The following is a 26,679-nucleotide window of genomic DNA, read 5'->3' as shown; positions in this document are numbered from 1 at the left end:
TGGACACTAGATTTGGGGAAACACAATAAATACAAGGAAGTTCAATGTCAGCACAATGGAACGAGTACTATCAGAAAATTTTAAACCAACCTCACCGCCCAAACGTGGAAAATGCCGTAAACCTACTGAAACTCGAGAGCAAAGTCGCTCTTGATATTGGCTGCGGAATAGGTCGAGACAGTCATTTCCTCCTCGAACAGGGGTTTAACGTTCACGCATTTGATAGCCATGAAGATGCAGTAAAAACTTGTTTAACACGCTTTGACGGCCATAAGCGTTTCTCAATTTCACAGTGCTGTTTTACTGAGTTTGACTACCCTCAATGCAGCCTAGTTATCGCGAATGCCAGTTTGTTCTTTTGCCCGGACGAAAGCTTTGAGCAAGTTTGGACCAAAATAGACAGTGCCTTACAACCTGGCGGTATCTTTTGCGGTGATTTCTTAGGAGTAAAAGACTCCTGGGTTGCATCAGAAATGCATCCGAACATTACCGCATTAACGCAAAAGGAAGTGGAAAGTTTATTCGCGGATTACGAACTCATTTCATTGAATGAAAGAGATGAAGACGGAACCACGGTAGTCGGAAGCCCAAAACACTGGCACATGTTTAGTGTAACCGCTCGCAAGCGCTAAAAGCGGTCTCTCAAGAAAGCAGCACTTCAAATCAGTGCTGCTATCAGCGATTAATTGACTGGATAAACCACTTCAAAACGCTCCAAAACTAGCGTACGTTTCTCATGCCAATCTATGTTCAACTCATCGCATTCAGCTTTAAAAAATGCAGTATGCGCGTCACGCCACCAGTTTAAGGTTCTATCACCTTCGCCTTCTGCGTAGGCAAACTCTGCGGTTACATCCTCATATTTGCATGTATTTACGTCAGTAATTCGTATCACACAAACGGGGTCACCGTTCCAATTCGTGACGACTTGTAAATGGCCGACTTGTGGCATGCTTTCGCCATGCTCTCGATACCAAAGCTCCATACTGCAAGATGCGGTTTTCTGTCCAATTCGAACCAAATCGGCGCATACATTGGCGTTGTATTCATCGGCACAATAATAGTCAGCACTAACTGATGGTACGGCTGCTCTTTGTTCTGGTGATAATAATTTTAGATACTGCTCTAAGTAATCCTTGGCTCTCGCGTCCATGCTTGCTCCTTAGTCATCATTCCGCAAGGAGAATAAAAGATATCTCGACAAATAACCACAGGGAACAAACTGAAAAACAACAAGAATATGACTTTTACGTAGACGACAATTATTTCTTTTGTAATAACTTTGCTAAACGTTTGTGCTATTTGCTATTGTTGCATGGTCTATCTGTACTCTTCTCGTGAAAGGACGTTATATGCGCTTATTTATTGGTATTTTTTTCTCGCTGATACTTGCCTTGCCGACGATGGCATCGGACGAAAAGTATTCAGAATCGGATCTGTTAGATAGACCATTAATGGAACGCTATATTTTAGATGAGCTAAAAGCACTGCGTCAGGACTATCAGAGCCTAGAAAAACGAATGATCACAGAGATCACCGACCGCGAGCTGACGGTTGCGGATAAATCATTGAACTATGCCAACGTGACCGTAACCTACTTCTTCTACATCATCGCAGGTGTCGCATCGCTGATCGCCTTTGTAGGCTGGCAATCTCTGCGTGAGTTTAAACACAACACCAAAGAGATGGCGGATAAACGATTAGAAAAGATCGCCCAAGAATACGAGAAGAAATTTGTAGCACTGGAGCGAGATTTAAAACGCAAAACTCGCATTATCAGTGAAAACAATAAAGAAATTGAGAAAATCAACGAGATCCATAACTTATGGTTGCGTGCGCAAAGCTCACAAACACCAGAGCAACGTATTGAAATCTATGATGAGATCTTGCTGATTCGCCCAGGTGATTTAGAAGCGTTGACTTACAAAGCAGACGCCGCGATGGAAATCAACGAATACCACTGGGCACTTAGCATCTGTAACCGCGTACTTGAAGTCGATTACACCAATGGTCCTGCACTGTATCAACGTGCTTGTGCATACTCTCGTCTTGGCATTGAAGAGCAAGCCATTGAAGACTTGGAACGCGCTATTGAATACAGCCCATCTATTCGTGACTTGCTTGCCGAAGAGCGAGACCTCGAATTGCTGCATGGTAACGAGCGCTTTGAAAAGCTCTTACACCTAGCAAACGAATAATGGAATGAGCAGCATGAGTAGTCACTTTAACTTAGAAGACGCCAGCCAAGTGTTGGTTGGCGCTTTTGCCCTCGCCGTCCCCATCTCTTTTTCTGAAGAGGCGTGGCGACTGGGTGAAAGCTTGCCAATGGCAAACCTGCTCATGCTGTTAAGCCTTTCTGTCATTTTCCTCAGTTTTTTCGCCTATCAAAGCGTGTTCCAAAGCCACATCAAAAATCGCGTATCCATTTTTATTTTTCGTGTGGTTATCGCGTACCTCATTGCGGCCGTTGTGGTAGCGTTAGTTCTTTTCTGTCTTGATAAGCTGCCACTAATGAATGAGCCTTTGGTTGCGATAAAACGCGTTATCGTCATCACAATGCCGGCGTCAATGGGCGCGATTGTGGTGGACAGTTTCGACAAAGAATAGGAATAGCACCTACTCTTCTAACGTTAAGTTAGAACCCGAGTGGTCTTTGCCTAACACATCTTCTGGGTTTCGCAGCGCGCAGGTTTCTAACGACAAACACCCGCAGCCAATGCATCCACCCAAATCGTTTTGCAGGGCTTTGAGCTTTTGAATTTTTTGCTCCAACTGTTCATGCCAATGGCTCGCCATGACTTCCCATTGCTGTTTGTTTGGCGCTTGATGTTTCGGCAGCTCATCTAGCGCATGTTTAATTTCTTCTAACGACAACCCCACTTGCTGCGCCGCTTTAATTACCGCAACGCGGCGCAACACACTGCGATGGTAGCGACGCTGATTCCCTTGATTTCTCCAGCTCGAAATCAGTCCTTTTTGTTCATAAAAATGCAGGGCAGAGACTTTCACTCCGGAACGTTTTGCCACTTCTCCTACACTGATTTCCACCCTTGACTCCCTGTGTATCAATTTTGTTAAAAAAATGCTTTACCTCAAGTTTACTTGAGGCTTTAAAGTTGCACCATCTTAATTAACGCTAAACCCAGATGGTCTCGAAATAATGCGTTCGGAATGAACAAGTTGGTTGACAAACACAGCACCGTTATAAGCCAACGTTTTGAAATCCATCGGGAGCTTGAGGCAAACATAATGAAAAATAAAACTCAGCCGTACTTAGCTGGCCGCTTCTTTGACAGTATCTCATCTGGCTTGTTTATGATGGCACTGCCATGGGTCATGCTTTCCGAGCCCCAAATGGGCACATTCGTCGCTTTAGTTTCTCTGAGCTGCACCGCGATTTCTTTTCTGGCAACGCCTTTCTTTTCCACTTTAGTTGACCGAAACTCACGCAAAGCACTCCTCGTGCTCAATCAATGGATTCAATCGGGCATGGCTTTGGTGGTGTTCATTGCTTATTGGTTGGGTTTTGAGTCCCACTGGCTGCTGGCTTTTGCGCAATTGGTGTATTGGGTTTCGAGTAACTTTGCATGGACGACCAACAACGCCTTCACCCAAGAAAATTATCAGCATCACGAATACGCAAAAATTTCGGGTCAGCAAGAAATTGTAATGCAATCCACGACCCTAGGAGCTGGTGCGTTGGGTATTGTTTTGCTTGAAATGTGGGGAATGAAAGAGTTTGCTTTGTTTGCAGCCAGCGCATCCGCTTTGGCGGCGATGTTTTATATTCTGACGCCGTATACCCAACAATTAAGGGTATCAAAATCTGTCGCTTTCATCGCACAACTCAAAGAGAGCCAACAAATATTCCGTCTCGAACCCCGCTTTTATGGCTTTATTCTGCTCTCTTGTCTCTCTTATCCTGCATTGACGTATTCGAGCAAATTGGTGCCGATTTGGTTTTCTGAACAAGGCATCTCTGGCGATTGGTTTGCAGGGTTCAACATCAGTTTTGGTCTCGGCTCGTTGCTAACTGGCTTCTTTGTCACCAAAGTGCTGAGTCGCGCCTCCCATAGCCACATTATGTTTGCTTCGATGGTCATGGTATCTCTGGCGTTTATCGGAATGAGTTTTGCGATAAGCCCTCTCATCATCTTGTTGTTTACGGCGCTGTTTGGCGTATTTAATGCGCTAAATCGCATTGCGAGAGTCAACTGGATGCATCACACCGTAGCGGTTCATCAACGAGGTCGTGTTGATGGCGGCATCAGCATGTTTTCCACCACCATTCAATCTCTCAGTTACGTCCTGATTGCGATGTTGAGTCATTACGAGCTAACACAATACGGTTTTGCAATAGCAGCTGTTGTCATGGTGTTAGCAGTGGTATTGATGGGATTACTCAGCCGAGACGTCGAGCCGTTTAACGACCTGCCCCTTCATGCAGCGGCAAAGTGAAGCATAGAAATTGAGAAGTTGAGAAATTGAAAAAGCGAGATAAGAAGATAACCAAAATCGTCTTCCTAATTTTCTACACCAGTACTTTTTTCTCTATCGCTCATCAGCAAGGTTGGGTATTCTGAGGCGACCAACATGAGCAGAAGGAATTCGCAGTGAACTTAAGACAATTGGAAGTCTTTTACGCCATTATGCAAGCAGGAACGGTGTCTGGTGCGGCTCGCTTACTGCACGTTTCCCAACCTAATGTCACTCGAGTTCTCGCCCATACAGAACAACAACTGAGCTTCGCTTTATTTGAGCGTGTAAAGGGGCGTCTCGTTCCCACTCAAGAAGCCAAAGCCTTATTGCCAGAGGCAGAAAAGGTCTATCAACAACTCGGACAATTTCGCTCTCTGACCAACAAAGTCAAACAGGGAACTCAACATTTACGAGTCGGTGCCCCGCCTGTTTTGGCTGCGCACTTGTTAGCGCCGACTGTCGCGTTGTTGTCGAAAGAACACGGCATCTCCTTTGAGCTCTTAACGGCCAATCGCGATGAGCTGTGCTCCGGGTTGCTGAAACATGAATTGGATGTCGCCATCGCGTTCGGTGAAGAAACACCACCAGCGATCATAGGGCACGTGTTATTGAAAGAAAACTTAGCACTGATCGCTCCTAAAAGCGCAGCGATACCCGCAGAAAAAACCGTCATTTTAGAAGAACTCTTCAGGCACGATTTACCCATTATCGGTTTAGATAGCCGAGACCCTCTGGGCTTATTGCTGCATCAAACCTTATCGGCGCGTGACGAGCATTATCAACATGCCATCACCGTGCGCAGCTACTCCGCAGCGGCTGAACTGGTGAAACACCAAGCAGGGTTCGCCATTGTAGACCCATGGACTGCAAAACAATATCGCCAAGATAATGCCGTCTCCGTGCATGCTTTGGAGCCAAACATGTCCTTCTCTGTCTCTATTTTATTCGCAGAGCACACGCCTCAATCCATTGCGACAAAGCAATTTATCACCGCCCTAAAACAACAGATGGTTTAAAGGTATAACTTGAAGTTATACCTGCCTAACAAATAAGCATTCGGTTTCCTAAATCAGTCTGGCTACATTAATGAGCAATAACGATGACGAAGGGAACCATCATGCAAATTGCTCAACCTTACCTACTCTTTCTTGGCGATGTAACCGATCCACTCGCTGCAAAAACCGCGCGTGGCATATATCAATGGCGACCTGAGATTTGCCTTGGCCAAATCCGCCTGACGCCAGAAACCGTATCGCTTGGTTTAACCGACATGACACTACAACAAGCGCAGCAGCAAGGAGCAAAAACGCTGGTGCTCGGAACAGCAAATCCAGGAGGCGTCATTCCCGAAGCTTGGCAAGCAACCTTACTTGAAGCGGCAGAGATGGGATTTGAAATTGCATCGGGCATGCACCAACGTTTGGCGGAATTTGCTCCCCTTGCCGATCTAGAACAACGCGGATTAACCAAACTGTATGATGTTCGCCATTATGATGCCCCGCTCAAGGTCGGCAATAGCAAAGCTCGCGCAGGCAAGCGAGTACTTACTGTAGGGACAGATTGCTCCGTTGGCAAAATGTACTCTGCCCTTGCCATTGAGCATGCATTGAAGCGTAAAAACTGTCGTGCAGAGTTCAAAGCAACGGGTCAAACCGGAATTCTCATCGCAGGCAGTGGCATTTCGATTGATGCTGTAGTTGCCGATTTTATCTCCGGCGCAGTAGAAGCGATCAGCCCTGAGTTCACCGATCACGATTGGGACATCATCGAAGGGCAAGGTTCATTGTTTAACCCTTCGTTTGCTGGCGTAAGTTTGGGCTTACTTCACGGCGCACAAGCTGACGCTCTGATACTGTGCCATGAGATTGGTCGCCCGCACATCCGCAACTTACCACATGCGAGCTTGCCAACTATTGAACAAACGATAGAAGCGAATCTGGCCGCTGCTCGTCTAACAAATCCAAACGCTCAATTAGTGGGTATTTGCTTAAACACTTCGGCGCTCAGCGAAGAAGATGCAGCCCAGTTATGCCAGGATTGGAGCGACAAATACCAAGTGCCCGTCACCGACCCTGTACGTTTTGGCGTTGATGCGGTTGCAGATAGGCTCCTTACGATTTAAGAAACATTTACGGTTTAGAAAATAACTGTGGTTTAGGGAAAACTAGTGAGATGAAAATTCATGTAGAACCTGTCACGCTTGCCATGGCGACACCATTTCGCATCTCTCGCGGCAGTCGGACAGAGTGCCACGTAGTCCGAGTGACAATTGAACATCGAGGCATGACCGCCCAAGGTGAATGCACGCCATACCCTCGTTATGGTGAATCGGTTGAATCGGTGATTAAGGCGATTTCTCACGCCGCACATGAACTGCAAAGTTTGTACGCCAAAGGCGAAGCTGATGTCATGGTTCTCAAAAGCCAGCTTCAATCGTTATTGCCCGCGGGGGCGGCAAGAAATGCATTGGATTGCGCCCTTTGGCATCTTCACGCGCTTTTGAGCCACAAGCAACAGGTTCACGACCTCTTTACGTTACCAGAGGCGATTGTGACGGCGATGACGGTTTCTATCGACACGCCGCAAGCGATGGCAAAACAGGCACAAGCTTACCTTAGCCAAGGCGCAAAACTGCTTAAGGTAAAACTGGATGGTGAACACGTGCTTGAGCGCGTTGCAGCAGTACGCGATGCTGCGCCGCACGCGCAAATTGTTTTAGATGCGAATGAAGCGTGGCAAGGCCTCGACCTCGCGACGGTATTTGCTCAACTCGAACCGCTAGACATCACCATGATCGAACAACCGTTGCCACAAGACTGCGATGACGTACTCGCCAGCATTCCGCACCCCATTCCACTTTGCGCCGATGAAAGTTGTCACACCAGAGAGCAATTGCATCAGTTGGTTGGCAAATATGAAATGGTGAATATTAAGCTAGATAAAACTGGCGGGCTCACTGAAGCACTATTATTAGCCGACGACGCCCAAAAACTCGGTTTTAGCCTCATGTCCGGTTGTATGTTGGGGACGTCGCTGGCGATGCGAGCCGCGTTACCTATTGCAGCTCAGGCGAGCGTTGTCGATCTTGATGGCCCGGTGTTACTAGGACAAGATGTAACGCCAAGCTTGGTTTATCGCGACGGCGAAATCGTTCTTTCCAAATAGCCTAAACAATCCAGAGGTTTTGCTCCAAAAGTCAGAACCTCTGAGTTTATGATCTCGATTAAAAAACAATCAGCTCCATCATGAAATAAGTCACATAAATTATATGGTTATTGAGGCATGCTAAGATTACTGTGGTCCAAGAAGGTGGTCTTATGCATCGAGTCATCCGGAAAATGACGTGGAAAACGAATAGGCGGTAATCCCGCCCTACTCCAATGCAGTGCGTGGGTTTCTATAACAACCCACTTCCTAGCAATTCGTAGGTTTTTCACGCCATCTTGCAAGGAGGCTCTATGCCTATCAATAAAATACGCAATATCGCTTTTGTCGGTCAAACCGGGACCGGTAAAACCACACTGATAGAAAAACTGCTCTTCACCTGCGATGCCACCCACCATTTAGGCAGCGTAGAAAAAGGCGATACTGTTACCGACTTCGACCCTCAATCCATCCAATATCAACACAGTATTGAAGCAACGCCAGTCGCACTGCGTTGGAATAAACACCGGCTCAATATCATCGACACTCCGGGACAAAACGAGTTACTTGGCCGTACTATCAGCGTTTTTCCTGCCGTTGAAACATCTGCCCTTGTCATCGACCCTCAAACCCCACTTAACCAAACTTCCGATCGCTTATTCACCTTTGCTAAAGAGCAGCAAAAATGTCAGATGATCATCATCAATAAGCTCGATAACCACGGTAATCAGTTAGAAAGATTGATGGAGAACATCGTTGAGCATTTTGGTGACCACTGCTTGCCGATCAACTTACCTTCGGCTGACGGGGAATCTGTAGTTGACTGCTATTTCGAACCAGAATTGGGACGAGAAACCTTACTTGCAACGGTAGATGAAGCTCATGAGACCTTAATTGACCAAGTTATCGAAGTCGATGAAGAACTGATGGAACTGTATCTGGAACAAGGCTCCGAACTCACTGCAGAGCAACTGCATGATCCGTTTGAAGAAGCACTGAGAACTGGGCATGTGATTCCGGTCTGTTTTGTCTCAGCACAAACTGGCGCGGGCGTCGAGCTGCTGCTACGCACCTTGGCGGAGATCATGCCCATGCCAAACGAAGGTAACCCTCCTCTATTGGAAAAGAACGGCAAAAAAATCAAAGTAAATTGCGAAACCTTAGAGCACACCGTCGCACACGTGTACAAAGTCAGCGTCGACCCATATATGGGAAAACTTGCCTACTTACGTGTGTATCAGGGTGAAATCAATGCGGGCAGCCAGCTTTATATTGGCGAAAGCAACAAGGCATTTAAAGTTGGGCACTTATATCAACTGCAGGGCAAAGATAGAACTGAGATCCCTCGCGCGCTTGCAGGCGACTTCTGCGTTTTAGCCAAAATGGATGATCTCGAATTCGATTCAATCGTTCATGACTCTCACGAAGAAGATGGTGTTCAACTTAAAACGTTGGACCTTCCTGACTCCATGTATTCTTTGTGCTTGAAGCCTCTTAAGCGTGGAGATGAGCAAAAATTGGGAGATGTGCTGAATAAAATCGCCAGTGAAGATCCTTCGCTGCGCATCGAACATCGCGCTCGCACCAACGAAACCATCATCAGCGGCCAAGGGGAGTTTCACCTCAAAGTCGCATTAGAAAAGATGGCGAACGTGTACAAGCTGGACGTCGAAACCTGCCAACCAAGCGTCGAATACTTTGAAACCATCACCAAACCTGCCGAAGGGCATTATCGACACAAAAAACAAAGTGGCGGTGCAGGCCAGTTTGGTGAAGTGCAATTGAAGGTTCGCCCACTCGAGCGCAGTGCCGGATTTAAGTTCATCAACAAAGTGGTGGGTGGTGCAATTCCAACCGCGCTTATTCCCGCGGTCGAAAAAGGTATTTTACAAGTACTCGAAGAAGGAGCGATTTCCGGCAACCCAATCAAGGATGTGGAAGTCACCGTTTATGACGGTAAATATCACTCCGTCGATTCGAAAGAAATTGCGTTTGTCATCGCAGGTAAGAAAGCCTTTTTAGATGCGATCAACAACGCTGATCCTATTGTGCTGGAGCCCATTGTCCAAATGGAGTTACACGTCCCAACCACAAACGTCGGTGACGTGTCTGGGGATTTGTCAGGTAATCGAGGATTAATAGAAGGCACCGAACCGATTGATGGCCAATTCACGTTGTTGAAAGCCAAATCGCCAGTAAACGAGTTGCAAGATTACGCTCGTCGATTGCGAGCTATCACGGGTGGTGAAGGCAGTTTTAGTATGACTTTAAGCCATTACGAGCCCGCGCCACCAGCAGTGCAAAAACAAGTCTGCCAAGGCAGTGCTCAACAAGGTTAATTCCCTGCGATTAAAATCAATCATACAAATAAAAAAGCGCCCTCATTTTGAGGGCGCTTTTAGGTAAATTAAAATTTATTTATCGAGAGACAAACCGATCTGACTGATTTTATTTTCAAACTCTTCGATGCTGTTCGCTTTGTAAGTCGGAGCACCGTTAAAGTAGCGCGGTTTCTCTGGCAGCATCGCATTTTTCAGCTCTTGTTCTTGATCGACATTGTCATGATAAACCGTTACACGATTTGGAATATCCTGCTTTATTACAGCCATATTGGTTCTCCTTGTTTAAATCGAATATTAAGCGTAGAACGTGGTTAACGATGCGTAAAAGCCACTGTGTAAAATTTAGACACTAGCGACAATTTTATACTCAAACCATTGCATTATTTTGTTTCAATGTTCTCTTTAAGTATTCTTGGCGCACACACCTTTCGCGTTTAAGGTAAGTGAAGGTTCCACCATCAAAAAACAGGATGTCTCATGTCAAGGCAAGAGCTTAACCAGATGGGCAGTGCCAAAGTTTATCTGGTAGAAAAACACGGCATTTCATTCATTGAAAAACAGCAGGTAGAACAGGTTGAGGTCGCTTTTTATCAACACCAGGCTAAACCATTCAATGAACTTGGCATTCTTGTACCTGAGCTCATTGATTACGATCACCAACAAAATACGTTACGAATCGAGTATATCCCGCACTCTGTCAATCAAGAATTCCTGCTTGAAGAGCCGCGCGTGATAGAACAACTAGCTAAAATACATAGACTATCTCCGACATCAAATGGTGTTTATCATCCTCATCAGTGGACACAACCTGCCACTTCCCAAGCTTTAAGCACGCTCAAACTAGACGCAAAAACAGAGCGGTTCTTCTATCAGCTACAAGAGCAATCCAGCCCGCTTTTCAACGCCAAAAATTTGATCTCTGGAGACACCAATGCCGGGAACTGGGGGCGACGAGATAATGGCGATTTGGTGCTGTTCGACTGGGAACGTTTTTCGACAGGGCATATCGCGATAGATTTAGCGCCACTAGTCAAGGGCATGGGCACATTCGAAGATTATCTTGCTGTGGCGCATACCTATACCAAGACGGCAAATCAAGGCGATGCGAGTAATTTAGCAAGAACGATTGCAATAGCTAAAACGTGGATGGTGGTAGAAGTGGTGAACATACTGGTCTCGAGACAGAACCCGCAGACCAGTAAATACATTGACTGGTTTAAACACACCTTACCGAAATGGGCAAAAGATCTTAGCGCTCAGATGACGAGTTAGGTTCGGATATTTGATACAAACGTCTTTCAGGCTCGGCACAAGAGGTTTCACAATTGCACACCTTATCAACACCGACATTATTCAATCCGCCACAACTCCCTTGAATACGCTTGTTGTGGAAAATGACGCCAAGCGACATCAACAAAATGATTGCGAGAAAACCAAGAAAGGTAAATAACCAAACCATATTAACCTGCCTTATTAGCCATCGTCTTTAGCCTAAGTATAGCAGGGCGAGATGTCACTTTAAGCAGCCCTGTTGGTGCTTTCGGTCTTGCCAGCAAGGAGGGTTTGGATTTTTTGCCACCACAACCACAGGAACCGCAACCGCCTTTTGGCTTGTGAGCATTTTTCTTATGATTGTTTGAGGGACGACCTTGAGACGGCTCAATGAGAGGCTCTCTTGGAACCGCAAGTACATCTTCCAATGAGCTACGGGTAGAAAGCCTGAATACTTGCGTGCCACTACGAAGTAATTTTTCTAGTGCGCGTTCACCGATATTTCGTACAAGTACAGCCTCCACATTATACTCTTGCAGAGACTGAACTAACTGAGACTTCGCATTGCAACCTGCTTGTGGCATCGAAGCAATGTTCGCTAAGTTTTTTAGCATACCGTCAGTATCAGAATAAATAGCAATATATGGTGCTTTAACAAAGTGGTTTGCCACCCGCTCACCATCATTAGGAATAGCATAAATCATAAGTTTGACTCCTCATCCGGAAAAACTAATGCATGACCTTCAACTAAACTTTTTGCGACTTTCAATCTTGCACTTTTTACTGTGTTACCAAAAGTTTGTCTAGAGACGCCCATCTGTTCAGCAGCTTGCTGCTGGCTAAGACCCTCTAAATCGGCCAAACGCAGTGCTTCTAGCTCTTCTGGTAATATGGCGACTTGCTCCAACTGATGAAATGGCACGCCATTGGGTTTGAAACAATGGTGTGCAGCACGTCCGCATATTCGTCTTTCTATCTTTGGTCTTGCCATCATTATCCCTCAAAAACACAGGGTCAAATTACGCCTTAAGTTGGCATATGCCAATAACATTTTTTAGCATATGCCAATAAACTAAGTTTGCAAAAATCGACACGATAAATACGTAAGACATCAGGATTAATTAGACATCTAAAAATTTACAAACTTTGGTGACAAACGAGCAAAAAGATCAATTCTAATTATCTAGATAATAAAAACGTTAGTTTGCGCAGACTTTTCATACAAATACGCGCTAATGTATTCATTTTATTGGAGAAGAAAAACTATAATCCGATCAAATCATTCATTTGAACACTAATGATTATTTTATTAAAAGGGTGTCTACCTAAGTAACTATAAAGTGCAGGTCGACTGCATTGAAATGAGCCTAACGGGTAAAACAATAGATGGAGGACCTATCGAACCACCAATCATTACTTGGTCTACGATCCCAGCCATTCTTGCTGAATCACGTCTCTTGAGGGCACCTAGATATATCAGAAAAGGAAGTAAATATGTCTGACTCGAATTGGCTCAGCGAATTCCCAGAAATGGATCGCTCTGATCTTAGAGCGATTCGCAAAACACTCGATGGCGCCTACCGAGATTTCTCTCGTGAATATGGTGAACTTATCGAGTCTCTCTTTGATCCGCTCCTTTCATTTCTTGTCTGGTTTGAAAAACTGCTTATTTCAACACCTTGGGTCGTTGTTTTAGGCGTCTGCACCGCCCTCGTTTATGCCGCTAGTCGCTCTTGGAAACTGGCTATCGCATGTTTTGGCTCACTTATCCTGATTGGCTACTTCGGCATGTGGGAAGACACAATGCGCACGCTCAGTATTATCACGGTGTGTACCATGCTGGCAATCACACTCGGGATCCCTATCGGCATCGCCATGGCGCGCTCTAATCGTATTCAGTCTGTTGTGACGCCATTACTCGACGTCATGCAGACCATGCCAGCATTTGTGTACCTCATCCCAGTTGTTATGTTACTCGGGATCGGCAAAATTCCTGGCCTCATCGCAGTAGTAATCTACGCGATTCCACCTGTTATTCGTTTAACTAATTTGGGTATTCGTTTGGTGGATAAAGAAGTGTTGGAAGCCGCAACCGCATTTGGTGCCAGCAGTAAACAGCGGCTTTTTGGGGTCCAACTTCCGCTCGCAATGCCAACCATCATGGCGGGAATCAACCAAACGATAATGATGGCACTGTCGATGGTTGTCATCGCATCGATGATTGGGGTAAAAGGTTTGGGCCAGCCCGTTCTTAAGTCGATTACCAATCAATATTTCACTCTTGGTCTTTTAAATGGTCTAGCCATTGTCGCCCTAGCGATTCTTTTCGACCGCGCTTCACAAGCGTATGCGAAACGCACTCAAGCCCATCTAGGAGATTTAAAGCATGACTAGTCCACTTATCGAAATCAGCGGTCTGTATAAAATCTTCGGCCCCAAACCCAACAGCGTGATTGAGCGCGTCAAGTTGGGACATAGTAAAGAACACGTGTTGGCGGAAACGGGGCACACGGTCGGGCTAAAAGACATCAACCTCCAAATTAAAAAGGGCGAGATTTTCGTCATCATGGGTTTATCCGGTTCAGGTAAGTCCACCATGATTCGCCACTTCAATCGCCTAATCGATCCAACCATGGGACAGATTTTGGTGGAAGGGGTAGATGTCATGCAGCTTTCTAACAAGGAGTTAGAGCAGTTTCGTCGTCATAAGATGTCGATGGTGTTTCAACGTTTTGGCTTATTGCCTCATCGCACTGTTATCGACAACATCGCTTACGGTTTGGAAATTCAAGGAATAAGTAAAGAAGCGCGCTTAGAAAAAGCAAACGAATGGTTGGATACCGTTGGATTAACGGGTTATGAGAACCAGTATCCCGCTCAGCTATCAGGTGGTCAGCAACAGCGTGTGGGCCTTGCACGGGCACTGGCTACCGACGCCGAAATACTGTTGATGGACGAGGCTTTCTCAGCATTGGACCCTCTGATTCGGAGCGAAATGCAGGATCAGTTAATAGAACTGCAACAGCAGTTACACAAAACGATTGTTTTTATTACTCACGACTTAGATGAAGCACTGCGCCTTGGCGATCGCATTGCGATCCTTAAAGACGGTGAGCTTGTCCAACAAGGTTCACCAGACGAAATATTGCTACATCCTGCCGATGAGTACGTTGAAGCCTTTGTAAAAGACGTCAATAGAGCGCGAGCATTGACGGTTGAGACTGTGATGCAGCCACCTTCATATCACATTGCCGCTAAAACCATTGAAGAAGCGCTCAGTGAGATGAAACGTGTAAAACGTGATTATGCTTATCATGTGACCGATGCAGGCTATCAAGGCGTGATAACGCAACAAGGGTTACTAGACGCGACGAAGTTAGCTCAAACCCCAAGCTGGGATGATGATATCTATGAAGAAGTACCTATCATCTCTCCCCATTCAGCCATTGAGCAAATATTGACTGAAACCATGTCGTGCGAATACTCACTGCCCGTTGTCGATGAGCATGGCCATTTGAAAGGTGAATTAGAGCGTCGTACTGTTGCTGGTTTATTCGCTGATGAAGACAGCACAAAACGAAGCACCTCACGTTCAAACATCGATAAGGCCTCTTAACTGATTTAATAAAACTGCTTACAGCAATGTGGGCTGTTTTCACTGTCTCTGCCTCCCACCCCTCTAGGTATTTATTTGTAGACTCAAGCTTGATATCCCAATCAACATTTACATTGTTCTGATTTTCCTGACAATTTCATGCTCATATTCGGTTTTATTGACATATATAGATCATTCTATTGCTTTTTGATGACGCAAATACCTGATAAATGTCTACTATTACTCTCATACAAAATCTTGATTTAAAGAGGGATAAAATGAAAAAAACAATGTTGGCACTAACAGGCGCGGTAATCATTCTTGCAGGCTGTCAAGATGAGAAACCTGCCGAAACAAGCGCAGTTGAAGTACCTCAAGCGACGGAAACTGAAGTCACTACTAGCGCAGAAGTTACTACAGAGACAATTGACACGCTGCCAGTAGCAGAAGAACAAGTCATCACTGAAGAAACATTTGTAGACTCTGAGCATAACGCACAAAATGCCCTTGACTGGAACGGCACATACAAAGGTACGCTTCCATGTGCGGATTGTTCAGGTATCGACGTGACCATCACACTAAATCAAGATGGCACTTACGTACTTGAAGAAAGCTACCAAGACAAAGAAGACGGTCAGTCAAAGTCTGAAGGCCAATTCACTTGGGATGCAAACGGCAGCATCGTAACGTTGACAAACGAAGATGCACCAAACCAATACTTTGTTGGTGAAAATGTACTTATGAAGCTAGACATGAATGGCGAAAAAGTAACAGGTGACCTAGCACCGTTATACAATTTAACGAAACAACAATAAGTCAATATCGATACCTGATAAATAATCTAAATCCGAGCTACCCCAGCTCGGATTTTTTCTTTCCATCGACGGCGGTTGTCTTTCTTATCTTCCTTCTCCGATCTTACATTCCGCTTCTTATCCTGATGGTTCATTACATTTCCATACGCTTTGCTGATAGAGGCTTACAACTTCATTTTGTACAGTGTTCAAAACAAATCAGAACAACTCGGAAAAATGATGAAAAAGACATTAATTGCACTACTAACTCTGACTGCTGCTGGTTCAGCGGTTGCTGGTGATACTTATATTCGTAACGGTAACATCTACAACAATGAAGGTGGCTGGAACGCGGAAGTCGGAGTGGCTCATGGCAGCGATCTTTTCAAAGATCAAAAATACAATACAGCTCCAATTCTAAATGGCGGTTACCATGGTGACGACTTTAACGCCGATCTAAGTGGCATTAACTACCGCTTCTTCGGTAACACCAATGAATTAATCAACATGAGTGCTTACCTTGTTGGCAGTGGTGTCATGCGTGACGGTGATATTGCAAAGAGCCTGAAAGGCACGGATAAACGTCGCTTTGCTGTCGATTTAGGTTTGAACACTGACTTTACGTTAGATCAACACAATGTGATTTCAACATACCTTCAGCATGATATCAGTGGTGCTTACAAAGGTTACTTAGCGGGCGCAACTTACTTCCACATTATGAACTTCGGTAGTGTTGATTTTGTTCCTTTTGCTAACCTAACTTATCAAAGTGAAGACTACGTAGATTACTACTTTGGCGTAAAACAACGCGAAGCAAATGCAAACCGCAAAGCGTACAAAGGTGATTCAACAGTAAGCTATGGTTTAGGCTACAAGCTAGTCATGCCAATCAACGATAACTGGCAAGTGAGCCAAATGACACAATACACTCGCCTAGGCAGCGGTATCAGCGATTCCTCGATTGTTGATAGTGCAAATCAATGGGTTGTTGGTGCGAGTGTGTCGTACAACTTCTAACTCTACATTCCACATAAAGCCATCATTGCGATGGCTTTATGTATTCATACTCTATGCTCACCGTATCGAAATATGCTAGTTAGAGTGAGCGATCCAGAGACGATGCAAATCGCTATAACCCGTATTTTTCACCTGAACACCGCGCACTTGCTGTGTTTTTGTCACCTCTTCATAGCCAACAAATAAAGGCAAATAAAGATACTGCTCTCGTAACGCTTTTTCTACACCTAAAAGAGATTGTAAAGATTGAGCATTTGTCATGGCTTCACGAAGGTTTTCTCGATGGATCAACATCTGGCTTTGATCAAAACTAAAACGCAAACCTGTTGCTATCGATAGCCATTCAAATACGCCATACTCAAACGGCGCTTCCATGACTTCTTCAATTAGGAGCAAGTCCGCTCGATGTGATACGACTTCAGGAAAACTAATGTCATCAATAATGACGATCTCTAGCTCTAATCCCGTCGCACGAATCACACGGTGCAACCACTCAGAGTGACGAATTAAACTTGGTATCGTCCAGATTGGCTCGGCTAGCGCTACTTTACCCTGTAGCTTAGGCGTCACAACAGCCTCTGCGATTAGTAAATCTTGCTCTTGAGTCGCTAACTGAATGCTGTCAACGGCACTTTGCGCCTCATAGATTCTCTTTTGCGCATTGATGTAATCGGCGAGTTGATGCCAATCTTCTTTTGCGAGATTAGAGTCCGCGCGTTCACGATAGGTCAAATATGAAAATGCGCTGATTTTTTCCACTTCAACGTGATCAGAGATTTGGTTAAAACTCAACATATTCAGGGTTTTAACATCACCATGAGACAGCGTAATTTGGTCTAACAATGCGCGCGCTGAAAAATATTCTTTGTGTGCTTGAAGAAGCATACTCTCTTGGTTCCAACCACTGATTTTAAATGGTCCGGTGCCTATGTGGTAAGAATAACCAGAACCGAAAGAAACAACATCTCGACAAAGAATAGAAGCGTGAGGAGTGGCTAGCATATATGGAAAAAACATGTTCGGATGTTTCAATGTAATTTTTAAGCAGCTCGATGTTTCGGTAATCACACTGTCAATACATTGCCAGAGCTCGTGTACTGGTCCTTTTATTTCCTTAAGTCTTTCTATGCTCCAAACAACATCTTGTATGCTGAGAAGTTCGCCATCGTGACGATATATTCCAGGTCTCAACCATAACGTCATCACATTGCCTTCCATTTTCCACTCATGTGCTAGCGAAGGCTCAATGCCACCATTGGAATTTTGAGTCAGCAAAACATCATAAACACTTTTCGCCACATGCAGTTCAGTATGACGATAAGTATTCGCAGGATCGACCTTAGACACCCAAGGGTAAGAGGAGATCAAAATAGCATTATTTGACTCATTCAACTGGTTCACTTTTTCAGAGGCAATCGTCAACGCCCTGACAGCACTTTGGCCGAACCAATCGATAAGTTTTGTTATCGAGTTCATTCTTCCCCGACCAAGCTCCTCAACCAAAAATTCGGTCATCGCTTGTTGAAGGGAAATAGTAATATTCAGACGGCTGGCGTTACTTCTGCCAATTGCAGGTTTCCAATCTACCCAACCGTAAGTGGCAAGCTTTTTCATCACAATAGAAACATTGCGCCTTGACGTACAAATTACCACTTCAAGCTCAGACAGCGTAACGAAGTGATATTGATGAGGTTCAAAGTGCTTTAACAGTAGATCCAGATACCTAAGATTGACATCGTTCACAAAGATTCCTAAGAGTTATTCCAAAGCAAAAAATAGCACAGGACGCTTAGCAACTAAACTTCCTGTGCTATATCTAAACATATTCAAAGCTTGGACTCAGCTCGACCAACAGAAGTCAAAAACGTGTACTAAGCCAAGAGGTAACTTGAATAAGTATTCTTAGAAACGGTAACTCATACCTACAGAGAACACGTTGATGTCAGCATCAACCGTTACTTTTTCATTACCAAATTTCGCAATGTCTAGCTCAGGCATCATGTATTCCCATTCAACTTGCAGAGCAAAGTTTTCTGTAATAGCGAACTCTGCGCCTAAACCGTACATGCCTGTCACAGTGCTGTCAGAAATGGTGGTATGGCCTGCGCTACCGTCAATCACAGAGTTGCTAATTTTGAATTCAGCATTGAAGTAAGAAAGACCAGCTTTAGCAAAAAGGTTGAAACGATCACCAATAGGTAGAGTCGCCTTTGGTTGAATCGATAGATACTTCATATCACCAACAGTAACAACTTTGCCGTCTAAAGCGTCGTAGCCACCAATGGCTGCTTCTAGAGAAATGTATTCGTTGAATTTGTAACCACCAAATACTTTACCTGAAAGGCTTGAGTCATCTTCAAGTTTAAGCTTAGTGCTAGCGTTGGTACCACCACCATTGATAGAGCCATTAACATCACCAAACGATGCTTGACCTACCGATGCGCCAACGTAAGGAGCTGCGTTTGCAACAGAACATGTTGCTAGAAGGGCTGTCATTAGCCATGTTTTTTTAAACATTGTATTTCACTGCCTGTTAATTATTGAGGTTGTGTTTTGCCCATCCTTAAGCACGTCATGCTATCCATTTCACTCGGTTTCAAAACCAAGTTGATGTTAATGAATAAAAACTCAATAAAACATGAAATATTTAAACACAACTTTGCCACTTTATTTCTTAATTATGACAATTTAGTCATTTTACAAGCACTGTTGCTTCAACCAATTGGTGAGTTTGATGATTTCCGCCTGCTTGGCTCGGCTCTTTTTATGAATAAAATAAAAGCTGTCCCCCGTCTCTAATCCATGAGAAGGGATATACACCAAATCATGCGCTTTATCTCTTTCATTGAGCATAAAATCATTCGCAAATGCGATGCCTTGGTCATAACGTGCAGCCTCAATTGCCAGCAACATATGACTAAAATGTTGAACATCGACATCTTTCGGCAAAGTGTAACCACCCGCTCTGCACCACTCTGCCCAGTCTTTTCCTCTCTCACGATAAATAGAGTCTGTTGACAAAATAGGATATCGCCAAAGCGCTTCTGGAATGGGTTGATCTTGTAACTCTTTCCAAATTTTATGGCTGCATACCGGATACAGCGTTTCCGCGTATAACTTCACCGACATATAGTTGCGCTTTGGCTTCTCTACCGTGATAAAACAATCACCAACGCTATCTGTCTGCTCAGGATCACCAACAACCATATTGAGTGTCAGATCGATTTCCGGATGTAACCGCTTAAAATCAGACAAACGCGGAATAAGCCACTTTACGGCAAGCGAACTATAAATCGCCAAACGTATGCTGCCTTTGTCCCCTTCTCTCACCTTTTGGCTGGCCATCGCAATAGAGCTAATTGCCGGGCTAATATCCTCTAAATAACGAGCACCAGTATCCGATAAAGAGAGCTTTCTTCCTTGACGAATAAATAATGACTCGCCCAAATAATCTTCCAATAATCGTATCTGATGACTAACGGCACTTTGCGTCACATTGAGCTCTTCAGCCGCAAGCGAAAAGCTAGAGTTTCGAGCGACAGATTCAAAACAGTGAACCGCTCTGAGTGGTGGCAATTTCATTATCTAAAAATCTCATACTTAAACTAATAAATATCACTTCACTTCATCCTATGACATCACCTACTCTTTGGCAAAGAAAGAGGAGAGGAAATAAGTGAAAGTTACATCGGTCGGCGCAGCTATGCTGCTATTAATTGTTGGGAATCTCATTGCGGTGCTTTCGGACTCTTTAATTAAAAGTGTCGGAAATGAAGTGCCTATTTTTCAGTTTGTCTTTTTCCGACAAATTTCCGCAGTGCTTTTCCTACTGCCTGTCTGCTTGCTGACAAAAAAGACTCATTTTCTTGAAGGATTTAAATGGCATGCTGTCCGCGCTCACGTGTGGTTGCTTGGTGCTATATTTATGGTTTTGGCGATTTCATCTTTACCGCTCGCAACTGCGAACGCAATCTTCTACGCCGCGCCATTAATCATGCTGCCGCTTGCCGCGATATTTTTTGGCGAACAGCTGTCTAAACAATCGGTCGCGGCTGCGATCATGGGCTTTGCTGGTGTGTTGGTCATCATTCGTCCAGATCAAATCGACTGGGCAGCGATTTCGGCTTTAGTTGTGGCTATTACCCTGGCAATCAATAACTTGCTTATTAGAAAACTGCCAAAAAATCAGTCCGTCATGCAAACGCTATTAATGACAAACTTGGCAGGTATTCCCGTGGCTTTCTTACTTGTTCTGATCGAAGCGGAACCTTGGGACTGGAGTGCTTTCCCTGTCGCTGCTGGCTCAAGTTTGTTCATCATGATTTATGCGGCAACATGTGTGATCGCTTACCGCTCGATTGATAGCAACAAAATTGCCAGCGCTGAATACAGTGGCTTAATTGGTGCCGTGTTTGTGGGATTAATCTGGTTTGGAGAAGTGCCAGACATATTCATGGCGATAGGAACAATAATGATTGTTGTGCCGCTGGTTTGGCTTTCTAAACGAGAGCGTCGCAAGAAAAAGCTGCAAGCTCAGCAAGAGCGAGAACAAAAAGAGGCTCACGTTACTTAAAATCGCGCTCTATCTCAAAGACTAAAAAAACCGAGTCGTAAGTACTCGGTTTTTTTATGTGGCTCTAATCCATTCTGATGTAAGCGACCACATGAGATAAAAACTGCCTTGCAAAACGATCATTAAACCGGATGCGATATTCATGATCGGCTTCCGATACTAAACGCCAACCTTCAGCAAAGTACGCTTTGATATCATCGACCGCTTCTTCTTCATTTTTGATGTGTTTCGCGTTCCACTGATAAGTGCAAGAGACAACCATCAGCCCGCCAACCTTGGTGGCTTCTTTTAGAGCGTTAATCACGCTAAGTGGCGACTCACATTGATCAACCACGTTCAAACATACGACTAAGTCAAAGCTAGACTGGAGAGTATCGTGCTCAAAAGGTTGGTTAATCAGCGTCAAATCAACATGAGCACATTTTTGCACGATATCTCTATTCTCTACTTCTAACGTGTTTATGGTGTTCAAATCGTGCAGATAAGTTAACTCGACCCGTTGTTCTTCTATTAAAAGCTGCTTAAAGCCATCCATTAACCTATTTGAAGGCTCAACCAGCGTCGCTTCTTTAAGACTAGGTAAGCGTTGCACTAACTCATAATAGTTTCTTCCCAGCGCCGCCCCAACCTCAAGTAGGGAACACGGCTGAACGCCGCTCTCGAGTGCCATCTGCGCAATAAAGTCAGCGACTTGGGAACAATGTGGTGATGACAAAAAAGAGAGTGGGACTTGTTTTGAGCGACTGGTTATCGTATCAATCTGCTTATCTTCGATGAACTTATCGAACCAGTGCGCTTCGAAATAACCAGCTAAACCGCGATCGGTCAGGTAAAAATCTTCCATGTTTTTTCCGTTCGTACTTTTAGAAAAGTGATTGTATCGAACGCTGAAATTAGCTGGTAATTCTGGCTGCACATTCCCGCGGGAAAATAGATGAAAACACCGCTTATGTGAAAAAGCCCTTTCATCTCAAAGATAAAAGGGCTTGTTAATTACTTCGGTTGAGGAGCTAGTTATTGCGGAAGAACAACTTTGCCATCTTGAATTGGGAACGTTTTTGTCGCTGGCTTGCTCGCTAAGCGAACCGTCGTTGGCGCACCTGAAACTTCGTAAGTGACGTCGTAACCCACTACTTTATCAGATGTCGTATATTCTGTATGACACTGTTTTTTAGTCGTTGTTACTACATCGCCTTTTTGCACATTTTCCTGGATCTTACGACCTGTCAATGCACCAGCAATCGTACCAGCTGCAGTTGCAATCACTTTACCTGAGCCACCTCCGATTTGGTTGCCCAACGCTGCTCCAGCTGCTGCGCCACCAACCGTACCAATAATTTTATTATCGTCCGTAGGGGCAACTTGCTCGGTTACTACCACGTCTTTACATACTTGGTGCGGCTTTTTCACCGTTTCAGTCACCGCTTCAACCAAAGTAATGTTTGCTTGAGTTGGAGCTGGTGGCGTTTTGTCTTTACAGCCTGCTAGTACAGCAACAACTGCCGTTGCAATTGCGATAGATTTCATATTCATGATTTACATCCCAGTATGGTTTGCTTTGATGAGCGTTATGGTAAATCGCAAAAGGGAAATCACATCAGACGAAAACAAACCCTCTGTCATTAACAAGTAAAGAAACACTGTTTTATAAAAGATACGTCAAGAAACACTCAGCAGCGTGTCAACAGAGCTAAAACTGTATCACTACTGATTATGATTGGGCTGGACTAGTCTATGAGATTTATTTTTAAGCCAAGCTCAAAAATAGTTCGTCATCCGTTAAATACTTATGACGGTGGCTTAGATTACGCACGTGCATAAACATAAAATCAGGGAAACCAGGCGCTATAATGTTGTTTGGTTCCCAGCATACACCGCCAACAAACACATATCGCCCTTGCTTGTCATCTTCGTGAAGGGGGTTATTAAGAGGAGAAGAAAACTCTGCTCGACAACCTTCAACCACACAAACAATTTGTCCTTTAAAAAGGCCGATCACGCGCTTAACAAGATTTGCCTTGATGCCACATTTCCATGCCTGCCGAGTTGCCATCTCATAGCCATATTTTCGGATCGCTTTCTTTTGCAAATGTACTACTAGGTTCATTTTGACTCCTGATTCAAGCAATTACGCGAAGCCCAAAGTCATAAAAGCAGATAGACGTCTATACCCGAGTGACCTCATGGTACGTGGGAATAAACTACGTGATTAGACTGAGTTTAGTGTCCGATGAAAATACACCTTCCACGATGCTGTAACGAATCGATTTACACCAATCATAGGCACATAGCACATCAAAAAAACAACCTCATTTTCGAGTGCTTTCCTACGCTGTATCTGGTTACTTCTGCGTATTACTATAACGAAATCACCCTCTACGTTTGTCTATATAAATTTGTCGTAACGATAGAGGGTGCTTATCAAGAAGGAGGGATAACGCCTACGCGTCGATGAGATAGTTTTGACCTTCAGTTTCTAGACGATCAATCAGTTTACGACACTCATTTAAATCAAGAGGTTGCTCGAAGCGGCGCTTGAGGTTCATCAAAAAGAAGATATCTTCACACATGGCTTTCTCAGGTTCGTCACTGATTTTTGCGACTGGTGAACCATTGCACGTGACCATTTTGATCACGATAGAAAGTGGCTGGTAGGCTTCACCCTCTTTATTGACATAATCACCCATATCGTTCGCAAGAAAAGTACCGATACCAAAACTCACCTGAATACGTCCTTGGAAATACTCGCAAATATCTAACGCTTGTTCGAAGTTAAGTCCGTCGGTAAACACCAGTGTTTTTGTTAATGGGTCTATATTAAGCGACTGGTAGTGTGCAATCATTTTTTCACCCCAGCTATAAGGACAACCACTATCGTGACGCACACCGAAATACGCGTTACTTAGCTCTTCATCAAAGTCTTTAAGGAAGGCATCAATACCAATCGTGTCGGTCAGTGCAATACCTAGTGCACCGTTAAACATTTTTTGCCAACGTTGCAAAGCCACTTTTTGCGAATCTCGCACATTCACCAGAGCTTGATGGCCCATAAACCATTCATGAGCAACGGTACCGATAGGCGTCAAATTCAGTTCTTTTGCTAAGTGGTAGTTGCTTGTTCCTGTCAAACATTCCGGCACTTCCTGGCACAAGAACTCCAGCATGGTGCGCTGAGCTTGAAAGGAAAAACGTCGACGCGTCGACATATCAGAAAACTTAAAGTTAGTGATGTTACGACGTTTTAGTTCGGATTTTAGGTACCGAACTTTCTCTTCTAAAACGGTGGTAAATTGCGCTACAGGGATATCTGACCAACGCTGACGGCTACGAACTTCAGACACGATACTCATTATGATCGTTTCGTACAAAATAGTATCTCGCCACAAGCCATTAATAGTAATGCGTAACTGGCTTGAGCCATCAGCCATGGCTTTATTGTGGAAAGAGACATCACTTTGTGGATTGAAACGGAAATGGCGCAGTGCATCAACAAAATCAGGATTCAGGTAAGGCGCGACACGCTTGATGTATTCGATCTCTTCTTGCGTAAATTGAATGTCTTGCAGTTTAAGAACTTCTGCTTTTACCTCTGGTAGCAGTTCAGAGAGATCTTCCTCGCTACGCACAATAAATTTGTATGACACCATCGCATCAGGGTAAAGCGCTGTTACTGCGCTCATCATATTGACTTTGTAGACATCAAAATCCAAAGCGCTTTGAATGATGCGGGAAGAAAATAGTTTGGTGGTCATTAGGTGCCCTTCTACACGCCCTTCCTGGGTATATAACTTTTTGTTACTAACTAATTTGCGTAAACAATAAACACCCATCTATAGTTTGTCAACTTTTGTTACTAACCACTCATTTTTATAAGGTTTTTCTGTCTAGAATTCGCACACAGATTGTGAATAAGTCAGATTAATTCGTAGATTTATACTCAAGGCGTACTATGAAGCACTAACAAAAACGTTTCGCACAACTCGTTACTTACCCATTGATTGACCACTTGTTATGCGCTAGATTACTTACAAATCAATATTAGGACCCAACCATGATCGTATCTGTCGACATTATTCCATTCAGGCTATCTGGCTGTGCCGATAAAGGACTGGAAGTGTTGTTGATTAAACGTTCAAATCCAAATCGGCCATACCATGGAGTCTGGGCACTACCGGGCGGATTTGTCTTTGATAAAGACTTAACCAGTGAAGGAGGACGCCCGGCCGATGAAAACTTTGAGGCGGCGCGTCGCCGAATTTGCCGCGAGAAAATCCATACCTACCCTCGTCATTTTAGCGAAGCGTTTATCGACGGTGATCCAAAGCGTGATCCAGAAGACTGGAGCTTAAACATTACGCACTACGCCTTGGTCGATCGTAACAATGTAGAGCAAATCAACAATGCTGGTGTACCAGAGTGCCAACTAAAATGGTTTTCGCTACAAGCTATACTCAATGGAGAAGAAACTCTCGCGTTTGACCATCAAAAAACCATTGAAAAAGCGTGGCAGAAGCTTCGTGCATCCATTGAATACACATCGGTTCTTTTGTTTGCATTAGACAAAGAGTTTTTGGTTGCGGACATCATTTCTGCTTATCAAGAGTTTGGTATTGATATTAGCCGAATGACGATTAAGCGCCGCTTGATAGATTCAGGCGTACTAAAACCTACCAATAAAGTCGCTTCTACCAACAAAGGCAAAGGTGGAAAACCCGCAATGGTATATACGCTGACTAGCGACGAAGTAACCTTTTTTCAAAACTGTTTGCGTGGATAAACGCAGGCAATCAGACAGACAAGGAGTCTGCCATGACTGTTCGAGTAAACTATCAAACTACAGCAGTGATCGACGTTGATCCAGAGAAAGGCTTTAGTGAGTTATGTCCAAATGAACTACCCGTTGCAGGTGCGTTGGAAATCGTACCGGAGCTTCTGAGTAATCATGCCAAAGGCCGATTAAAACTGGTGAGCCGTGACTTGCACCCACCGAAAGCAAAATGGGATGCAGAAACACCAGCCAACATGCTTGAACCCGTCGGTCTACCCAATGTGGATATAAAATGGAACCGCCATTGTGTGCTTGGCACAACAGGTTCTGAACTGCTAGACGGTTTACCACCTGTTTTGGACTATGATTTTCAAGTTAATAAAGGCATGGATCCTGATGCGCATCCTTACGGTATTTTCTTCCATGATATTGCCGATACTAAAACGACAGGCGCACATGAATTTCTAAAATTCAACGGGATTGATACCCTAGTGATCGGCGGTCTCGCGCTAGATTTTTGTGTGAAGAAATCCGTCATGCAAGCACTGGATCTTGGCTACAATGTGGTGGTCAACCTTGCTTCAACTCGCGCAGTACTGCCTGATAATGTTGAAAATGTGCTTACAGAGCTCAAGGATCAAGGCGCATTATTTGTCGAAAAAGCGGATGACATCATCGTAGAAAAATTCGCCTAG

29 protein-coding genes are annotated in these 26,679 nt (G+C 44.4%); 16 read left to right on the top strand and 13 right to left on the bottom strand.

The features are described 5' to 3' along the window. Positions 1-44 precede the first annotated feature (44 nt). Positions 45-632 (top strand): bifunctional 2-polyprenyl-6-hydroxyphenol methylase/3-demethylubiquinol 3-O-methyltransferase UbiG, encoded by a 588-nt coding sequence (locus NDJ01_RS20340; RefSeq protein ID WP_258587230.1) that lies wholly within the window; start codon positions 45-47, stop codon positions 630-632. A gap of 50 nt (positions 633-682) precedes the next feature. Here the strand turns inward: NDJ01_RS20340 and NDJ01_RS20335 are convergent, their stop codons facing one another. Next, positions 683-1,153, bottom strand: coding sequence for an ASCH domain-containing protein (locus NDJ01_RS20335; protein WP_258587229.1), 471 nt, complete (start codon positions 1,151-1,153; stop codon positions 683-685). A 199-nt stretch (positions 1,154-1,352) separates the two neighbouring features. On the opposite strand from NDJ01_RS20335, the gene NDJ01_RS20330 reads away from it, so the two are divergent. Continuing rightward, positions 1,353-2,198 (top strand): tetratricopeptide repeat protein, encoded by an 846-nt coding sequence (locus NDJ01_RS20330; RefSeq protein ID WP_005392681.1) that lies wholly within the window; start codon positions 1,353-1,355, stop codon positions 2,196-2,198. Positions 2,199-2,211: 13 nt separating this feature from the next. After that, positions 2,212-2,607, top strand: a complete 396-nt coding sequence (locus NDJ01_RS20325; RefSeq protein WP_005373896.1) for a DUF2391 family protein — start codon at positions 2,212-2,214, stop codon at positions 2,605-2,607. Positions 2,608-2,616: 9 nt separating this feature from the next. Here the strand turns inward: NDJ01_RS20325 and soxR are convergent, their stop codons facing one another. Beyond that, positions 2,617-3,048, bottom strand: a complete 432-nt coding sequence (gene soxR, locus NDJ01_RS20320) for a redox-sensitive transcriptional activator SoxR (RefSeq protein WP_005392679.1) — start codon at positions 3,046-3,048, stop codon at positions 2,617-2,619. Positions 3,049-3,249: 201 nt separating this feature from the next. Between soxR and NDJ01_RS20315 the strand changes: the two genes are divergently transcribed. The 5 genes from NDJ01_RS20315 to fusA all read left to right on the top strand — a co-directional run bounded on the left by NDJ01_RS20315 (position 3,250) and on the right by fusA (position 9,962). After that, the gene (locus tag NDJ01_RS20315; protein WP_145534404.1) at positions 3,250-4,458 is read left to right on the top strand and encodes an MFS transporter; all 1,209 of its coding nucleotides are present in this window, start codon (positions 3,250-3,252) and stop codon (positions 4,456-4,458) included. A gap of 155 nt (positions 4,459-4,613) precedes the next feature. Beyond that, positions 4,614-5,495: a LysR family transcriptional regulator gene (locus NDJ01_RS20310; RefSeq protein WP_258587228.1), complete on the top strand. Its 882-nt coding sequence runs from the start codon at positions 4,614-4,616 to the stop codon at positions 5,493-5,495. 101 nt (positions 5,496-5,596) lie between these two features. After that, positions 5,597-6,601: an N-acetyltransferase DgcN gene (dgcN, locus tag NDJ01_RS20305; RefSeq protein ID WP_258587569.1), complete on the top strand. Its 1,005-nt coding sequence runs from the start codon at positions 5,597-5,599 to the stop codon at positions 6,599-6,601. A gap of 50 nt (positions 6,602-6,651) precedes the next feature. Continuing rightward, the gene (dgcA, locus tag NDJ01_RS20300; protein WP_139059291.1) at positions 6,652-7,644 is read left to right on the top strand and encodes an N-acetyl-D-Glu racemase DgcA; all 993 of its coding nucleotides are present in this window, start codon (positions 6,652-6,654) and stop codon (positions 7,642-7,644) included. A 293-nt stretch (positions 7,645-7,937) separates the two neighbouring features. Continuing rightward, entirely contained in the window at positions 7,938-9,962 is a 2,025-nt protein-coding gene (fusA, locus tag NDJ01_RS20295) for an elongation factor G (protein ID WP_258587227.1), read from the top strand. 75 nt (positions 9,963-10,037) lie between these two features. Here the strand turns inward: fusA and NDJ01_RS20290 are convergent, their stop codons facing one another. Continuing rightward, a complete protein-coding gene (locus tag NDJ01_RS20290) occupies positions 10,038-10,232 on the bottom strand; it encodes a hypothetical protein (protein WP_005392673.1) in 195 nt (64 codons plus the stop codon). A 210-nt stretch (positions 10,233-10,442) separates the two neighbouring features. Between NDJ01_RS20290 and NDJ01_RS20285 the strand changes: the two genes are divergently transcribed. Continuing rightward, on the top strand, positions 10,443-11,237 hold the full coding sequence (locus NDJ01_RS20285; protein ID WP_258431890.1) for an aminoglycoside phosphotransferase family protein: 795 nt from the start codon (positions 10,443-10,445) through the stop codon (positions 11,235-11,237). Here NDJ01_RS20285 and nqrM read toward each other — a convergent pair. From nqrM to NDJ01_RS20270, 3 genes are read right to left on the bottom strand one after another with little or no spacing between them, the layout of a single operon-like run. Continuing rightward, positions 11,215-11,424, bottom strand: a complete 210-nt coding sequence (nqrM, locus tag NDJ01_RS20280; RefSeq protein WP_005392671.1) for a (Na+)-NQR maturation NqrM — start codon at positions 11,422-11,424, stop codon at positions 11,215-11,217. The genes NDJ01_RS20285 and nqrM overlap by 23 nt on opposite strands. 1 nt (position 11,425) lies before the next feature. Beyond that, positions 11,426-11,941, bottom strand: a complete 516-nt coding sequence (locus NDJ01_RS20275; protein ID WP_065646366.1) for a NifB/NifX family molybdenum-iron cluster-binding protein — start codon at positions 11,939-11,941, stop codon at positions 11,426-11,428. Then, on the bottom strand, positions 11,938-12,228 hold the full coding sequence (locus NDJ01_RS20270; protein WP_005392669.1) for a DUF134 domain-containing protein: 291 nt from the start codon (positions 12,226-12,228) through the stop codon (positions 11,938-11,940). Before NDJ01_RS20270 ends, NDJ01_RS20275 begins: the two co-directional genes overlap by 4 nt. Before the next feature lie 503 nt (positions 12,229-12,731). Here NDJ01_RS20270 and NDJ01_RS20265 point away from each other — a divergent pair. The 4 genes from NDJ01_RS20265 (at position 12,732) to ompV (ending at position 16,643) form a co-directional block, all read left to right on the top strand. Beyond that, positions 12,732-13,631, top strand: a complete 900-nt coding sequence (locus tag NDJ01_RS20265) for a proline/glycine betaine ABC transporter permease (protein WP_046873819.1) — start codon at positions 12,732-12,734, stop codon at positions 13,629-13,631. After that, complete coding sequence (locus NDJ01_RS20260) at positions 13,624-14,853, top strand: glycine betaine/L-proline ABC transporter ATP-binding protein (RefSeq protein ID WP_258431889.1); 1,230 nt, start codon at positions 13,624-13,626, stop codon at positions 14,851-14,853. Before NDJ01_RS20265 ends, NDJ01_RS20260 begins: the two co-directional genes overlap by 8 nt. A gap of 257 nt (positions 14,854-15,110) precedes the next feature. After that, positions 15,111-15,647 carry a copper resistance protein NlpE gene (locus tag NDJ01_RS20255; RefSeq protein WP_258587226.1) on the top strand — a complete coding sequence of 179 codons (537 nt, stop codon included), beginning with the start codon at positions 15,111-15,113 and terminating at the stop codon, positions 15,645-15,647. A 219-nt stretch (positions 15,648-15,866) separates the two neighbouring features. Next, positions 15,867-16,643, top strand: coding sequence for an outer membrane protein OmpV (gene ompV, locus NDJ01_RS20250; RefSeq protein ID WP_005392665.1), 777 nt, complete (start codon positions 15,867-15,869; stop codon positions 16,641-16,643). Positions 16,644-16,718: 75 nt separating this feature from the next. On the opposite strand, the gene NDJ01_RS20245 is transcribed toward ompV, so the two are convergent. From NDJ01_RS20245 to NDJ01_RS20235, 3 genes are all read right to left on the bottom strand, one after another. After that, positions 16,719-18,386: an ABC transporter substrate-binding protein gene (locus NDJ01_RS20245; protein ID WP_065646364.1), complete on the bottom strand. Its 1,668-nt coding sequence runs from the start codon at positions 18,384-18,386 to the stop codon at positions 16,719-16,721. Positions 18,387-18,545: 159 nt separating this feature from the next. After that, on the bottom strand, positions 18,546-19,160 hold the full coding sequence (locus NDJ01_RS20240; protein ID WP_005373936.1) for an outer membrane beta-barrel protein: 615 nt from the start codon (positions 19,158-19,160) through the stop codon (positions 18,546-18,548). 180 nt (positions 19,161-19,340) lie between these two features. Further along, positions 19,341-20,225 carry a LysR family transcriptional regulator gene (locus tag NDJ01_RS20235; protein WP_005392662.1) on the bottom strand — a complete coding sequence of 295 codons (885 nt, stop codon included), beginning with the start codon at positions 20,223-20,225 and terminating at the stop codon, positions 19,341-19,343. A 94-nt stretch (positions 20,226-20,319) separates the two neighbouring features. Between NDJ01_RS20235 and NDJ01_RS20230 the strand changes: the two genes are divergently transcribed. Beyond that, positions 20,320-21,216 carry a DMT family transporter gene (locus NDJ01_RS20230; protein WP_046873824.1) on the top strand — a complete coding sequence of 299 codons (897 nt, stop codon included), beginning with the start codon at positions 20,320-20,322 and terminating at the stop codon, positions 21,214-21,216. Between the two features lie 64 nt (positions 21,217-21,280). Here NDJ01_RS20230 and NDJ01_RS20225 read toward each other — a convergent pair whose 3' ends face one another. From NDJ01_RS20225 to pncB, 4 genes are all read right to left on the bottom strand, one after another. After that, a complete protein-coding gene (locus NDJ01_RS20225) occupies positions 21,281-22,060 on the bottom strand; it encodes a methyltransferase domain-containing protein (RefSeq protein WP_258587225.1) in 780 nt (259 codons plus the stop codon). 170 nt (positions 22,061-22,230) lie between these two features. Continuing rightward, complete coding sequence (locus NDJ01_RS20220; protein WP_226420366.1) at positions 22,231-22,749, bottom strand: glycine zipper 2TM domain-containing protein; 519 nt, start codon at positions 22,747-22,749, stop codon at positions 22,231-22,233. A gap of 214 nt (positions 22,750-22,963) precedes the next feature. Then, entirely contained in the window at positions 22,964-23,323 is a 360-nt protein-coding gene (locus tag NDJ01_RS20215; RefSeq protein ID WP_005373947.1) for a hypothetical protein, read from the bottom strand. A gap of 334 nt (positions 23,324-23,657) precedes the next feature. Then, positions 23,658-24,968, bottom strand: coding sequence for a nicotinate phosphoribosyltransferase (pncB, locus tag NDJ01_RS20210; protein ID WP_074190011.1), 1,311 nt, complete (start codon positions 24,966-24,968; stop codon positions 23,658-23,660). A 299-nt stretch (positions 24,969-25,267) separates the two neighbouring features. Between pncB and NDJ01_RS20205 the strand changes: the two genes are divergently transcribed. After that, positions 25,268-25,993, top strand: a complete 726-nt coding sequence (locus tag NDJ01_RS20205; protein WP_005373953.1) for an NUDIX domain-containing protein — start codon at positions 25,268-25,270, stop codon at positions 25,991-25,993. 32 nt (positions 25,994-26,025) lie between these two features. Further along, positions 26,026-26,679: an isochorismatase family protein gene (locus NDJ01_RS20200; protein ID WP_005392655.1), complete on the top strand. Its 654-nt coding sequence runs from the start codon at positions 26,026-26,028 to the stop codon at positions 26,677-26,679.

Source organism: Vibrio sp. HS-50-1, assembly GCF_024747315.1.
GTDB lineage: Bacteria > Pseudomonadota > Gammaproteobacteria > Enterobacterales > Vibrionaceae > Vibrio > Vibrio diabolicus.
Note: the sequence above shows the minus strand (reverse complement) of the source record. Positions and strands in the feature narration are given on the sequence as shown.

Coding starts and splice junctions, on each gene's coding strand:
- NDJ01_RS20340 (WP_258587230.1), top strand. CDS start 45: ATGTCAGCACAATGGAACGAGTACTATCAGAAAATTTTAAACCAACCT.
- NDJ01_RS20335 (WP_258587229.1), bottom strand. CDS start 1,153: ATGGACGCGAGAGCCAAGGATTACTTAGAGCAGTATCTAAAATTATTA.
- NDJ01_RS20330 (WP_005392681.1), top strand. CDS start 1,353: ATGCGCTTATTTATTGGTATTTTTTTCTCGCTGATACTTGCCTTGCCG.
- NDJ01_RS20325 (WP_005373896.1), top strand. CDS start 2,212: ATGAGTAGTCACTTTAACTTAGAAGACGCCAGCCAAGTGTTGGTTGGC.
- NDJ01_RS20315 (WP_145534404.1), top strand. CDS start 3,250: ATGAAAAATAAAACTCAGCCGTACTTAGCTGGCCGCTTCTTTGACAGT.
- dgcN (WP_258587569.1), top strand. CDS start 5,597: ATGCAAATTGCTCAACCTTACCTACTCTTTCTTGGCGATGTAACCGAT.
- dgcA (WP_139059291.1), top strand. CDS start 6,652: ATGAAAATTCATGTAGAACCTGTCACGCTTGCCATGGCGACACCATTT.
- fusA (WP_258587227.1), top strand. CDS start 7,938: ATGCCTATCAATAAAATACGCAATATCGCTTTTGTCGGTCAAACCGGG.
- NDJ01_RS20290 (WP_005392673.1), bottom strand. CDS start 10,232: ATGGCTGTAATAAAGCAGGATATTCCAAATCGTGTAACGGTTTATCAT.
- NDJ01_RS20285 (WP_258431890.1), top strand. CDS start 10,443: ATGTCAAGGCAAGAGCTTAACCAGATGGGCAGTGCCAAAGTTTATCTG.
- nqrM (WP_005392671.1), bottom strand. CDS start 11,424: ATGGTTTGGTTATTTACCTTTCTTGGTTTTCTCGCAATCATTTTGTTG.
- NDJ01_RS20275 (WP_065646366.1), bottom strand. CDS start 11,941: ATGATTTATGCTATTCCTAATGATGGTGAGCGGGTGGCAAACCACTTT.
- NDJ01_RS20270 (WP_005392669.1), bottom strand. CDS start 12,228: ATGGCAAGACCAAAGATAGAAAGACGAATATGCGGACGTGCTGCACAC.
- NDJ01_RS20265 (WP_046873819.1), top strand. CDS start 12,732: ATGTCTGACTCGAATTGGCTCAGCGAATTCCCAGAAATGGATCGCTCT.
- NDJ01_RS20260 (WP_258431889.1), top strand. CDS start 13,624: ATGACTAGTCCACTTATCGAAATCAGCGGTCTGTATAAAATCTTCGGC.
- NDJ01_RS20255 (WP_258587226.1), top strand. CDS start 15,111: ATGAAAAAAACAATGTTGGCACTAACAGGCGCGGTAATCATTCTTGCA.
- ompV (WP_005392665.1), top strand. CDS start 15,867: ATGAAAAAGACATTAATTGCACTACTAACTCTGACTGCTGCTGGTTCA.
- NDJ01_RS20240 (WP_005373936.1), bottom strand. CDS start 19,160: ATGTTTAAAAAAACATGGCTAATGACAGCCCTTCTAGCAACATGTTCT.
- NDJ01_RS20235 (WP_005392662.1), bottom strand. CDS start 20,225: ATGAAATTGCCACCACTCAGAGCGGTTCACTGTTTTGAATCTGTCGCT.
- NDJ01_RS20225 (WP_258587225.1), bottom strand. CDS start 22,060: ATGGAAGATTTTTACCTGACCGATCGCGGTTTAGCTGGTTATTTCGAA.
- NDJ01_RS20220 (WP_226420366.1), bottom strand. CDS start 22,749: ATGAATATGAAATCTATCGCAATTGCAACGGCAGTTGTTGCTGTACTA.
- NDJ01_RS20215 (WP_005373947.1), bottom strand. CDS start 23,323: ATGAACCTAGTAGTACATTTGCAAAAGAAAGCGATCCGAAAATATGGC.
- pncB (WP_074190011.1), bottom strand. CDS start 24,968: ATGACCACCAAACTATTTTCTTCCCGCATCATTCAAAGCGCTTTGGAT.
- NDJ01_RS20205 (WP_005373953.1), top strand. CDS start 25,268: ATGATCGTATCTGTCGACATTATTCCATTCAGGCTATCTGGCTGTGCC.
- NDJ01_RS20200 (WP_005392655.1), top strand. CDS start 26,026: ATGACTGTTCGAGTAAACTATCAAACTACAGCAGTGATCGACGTTGAT.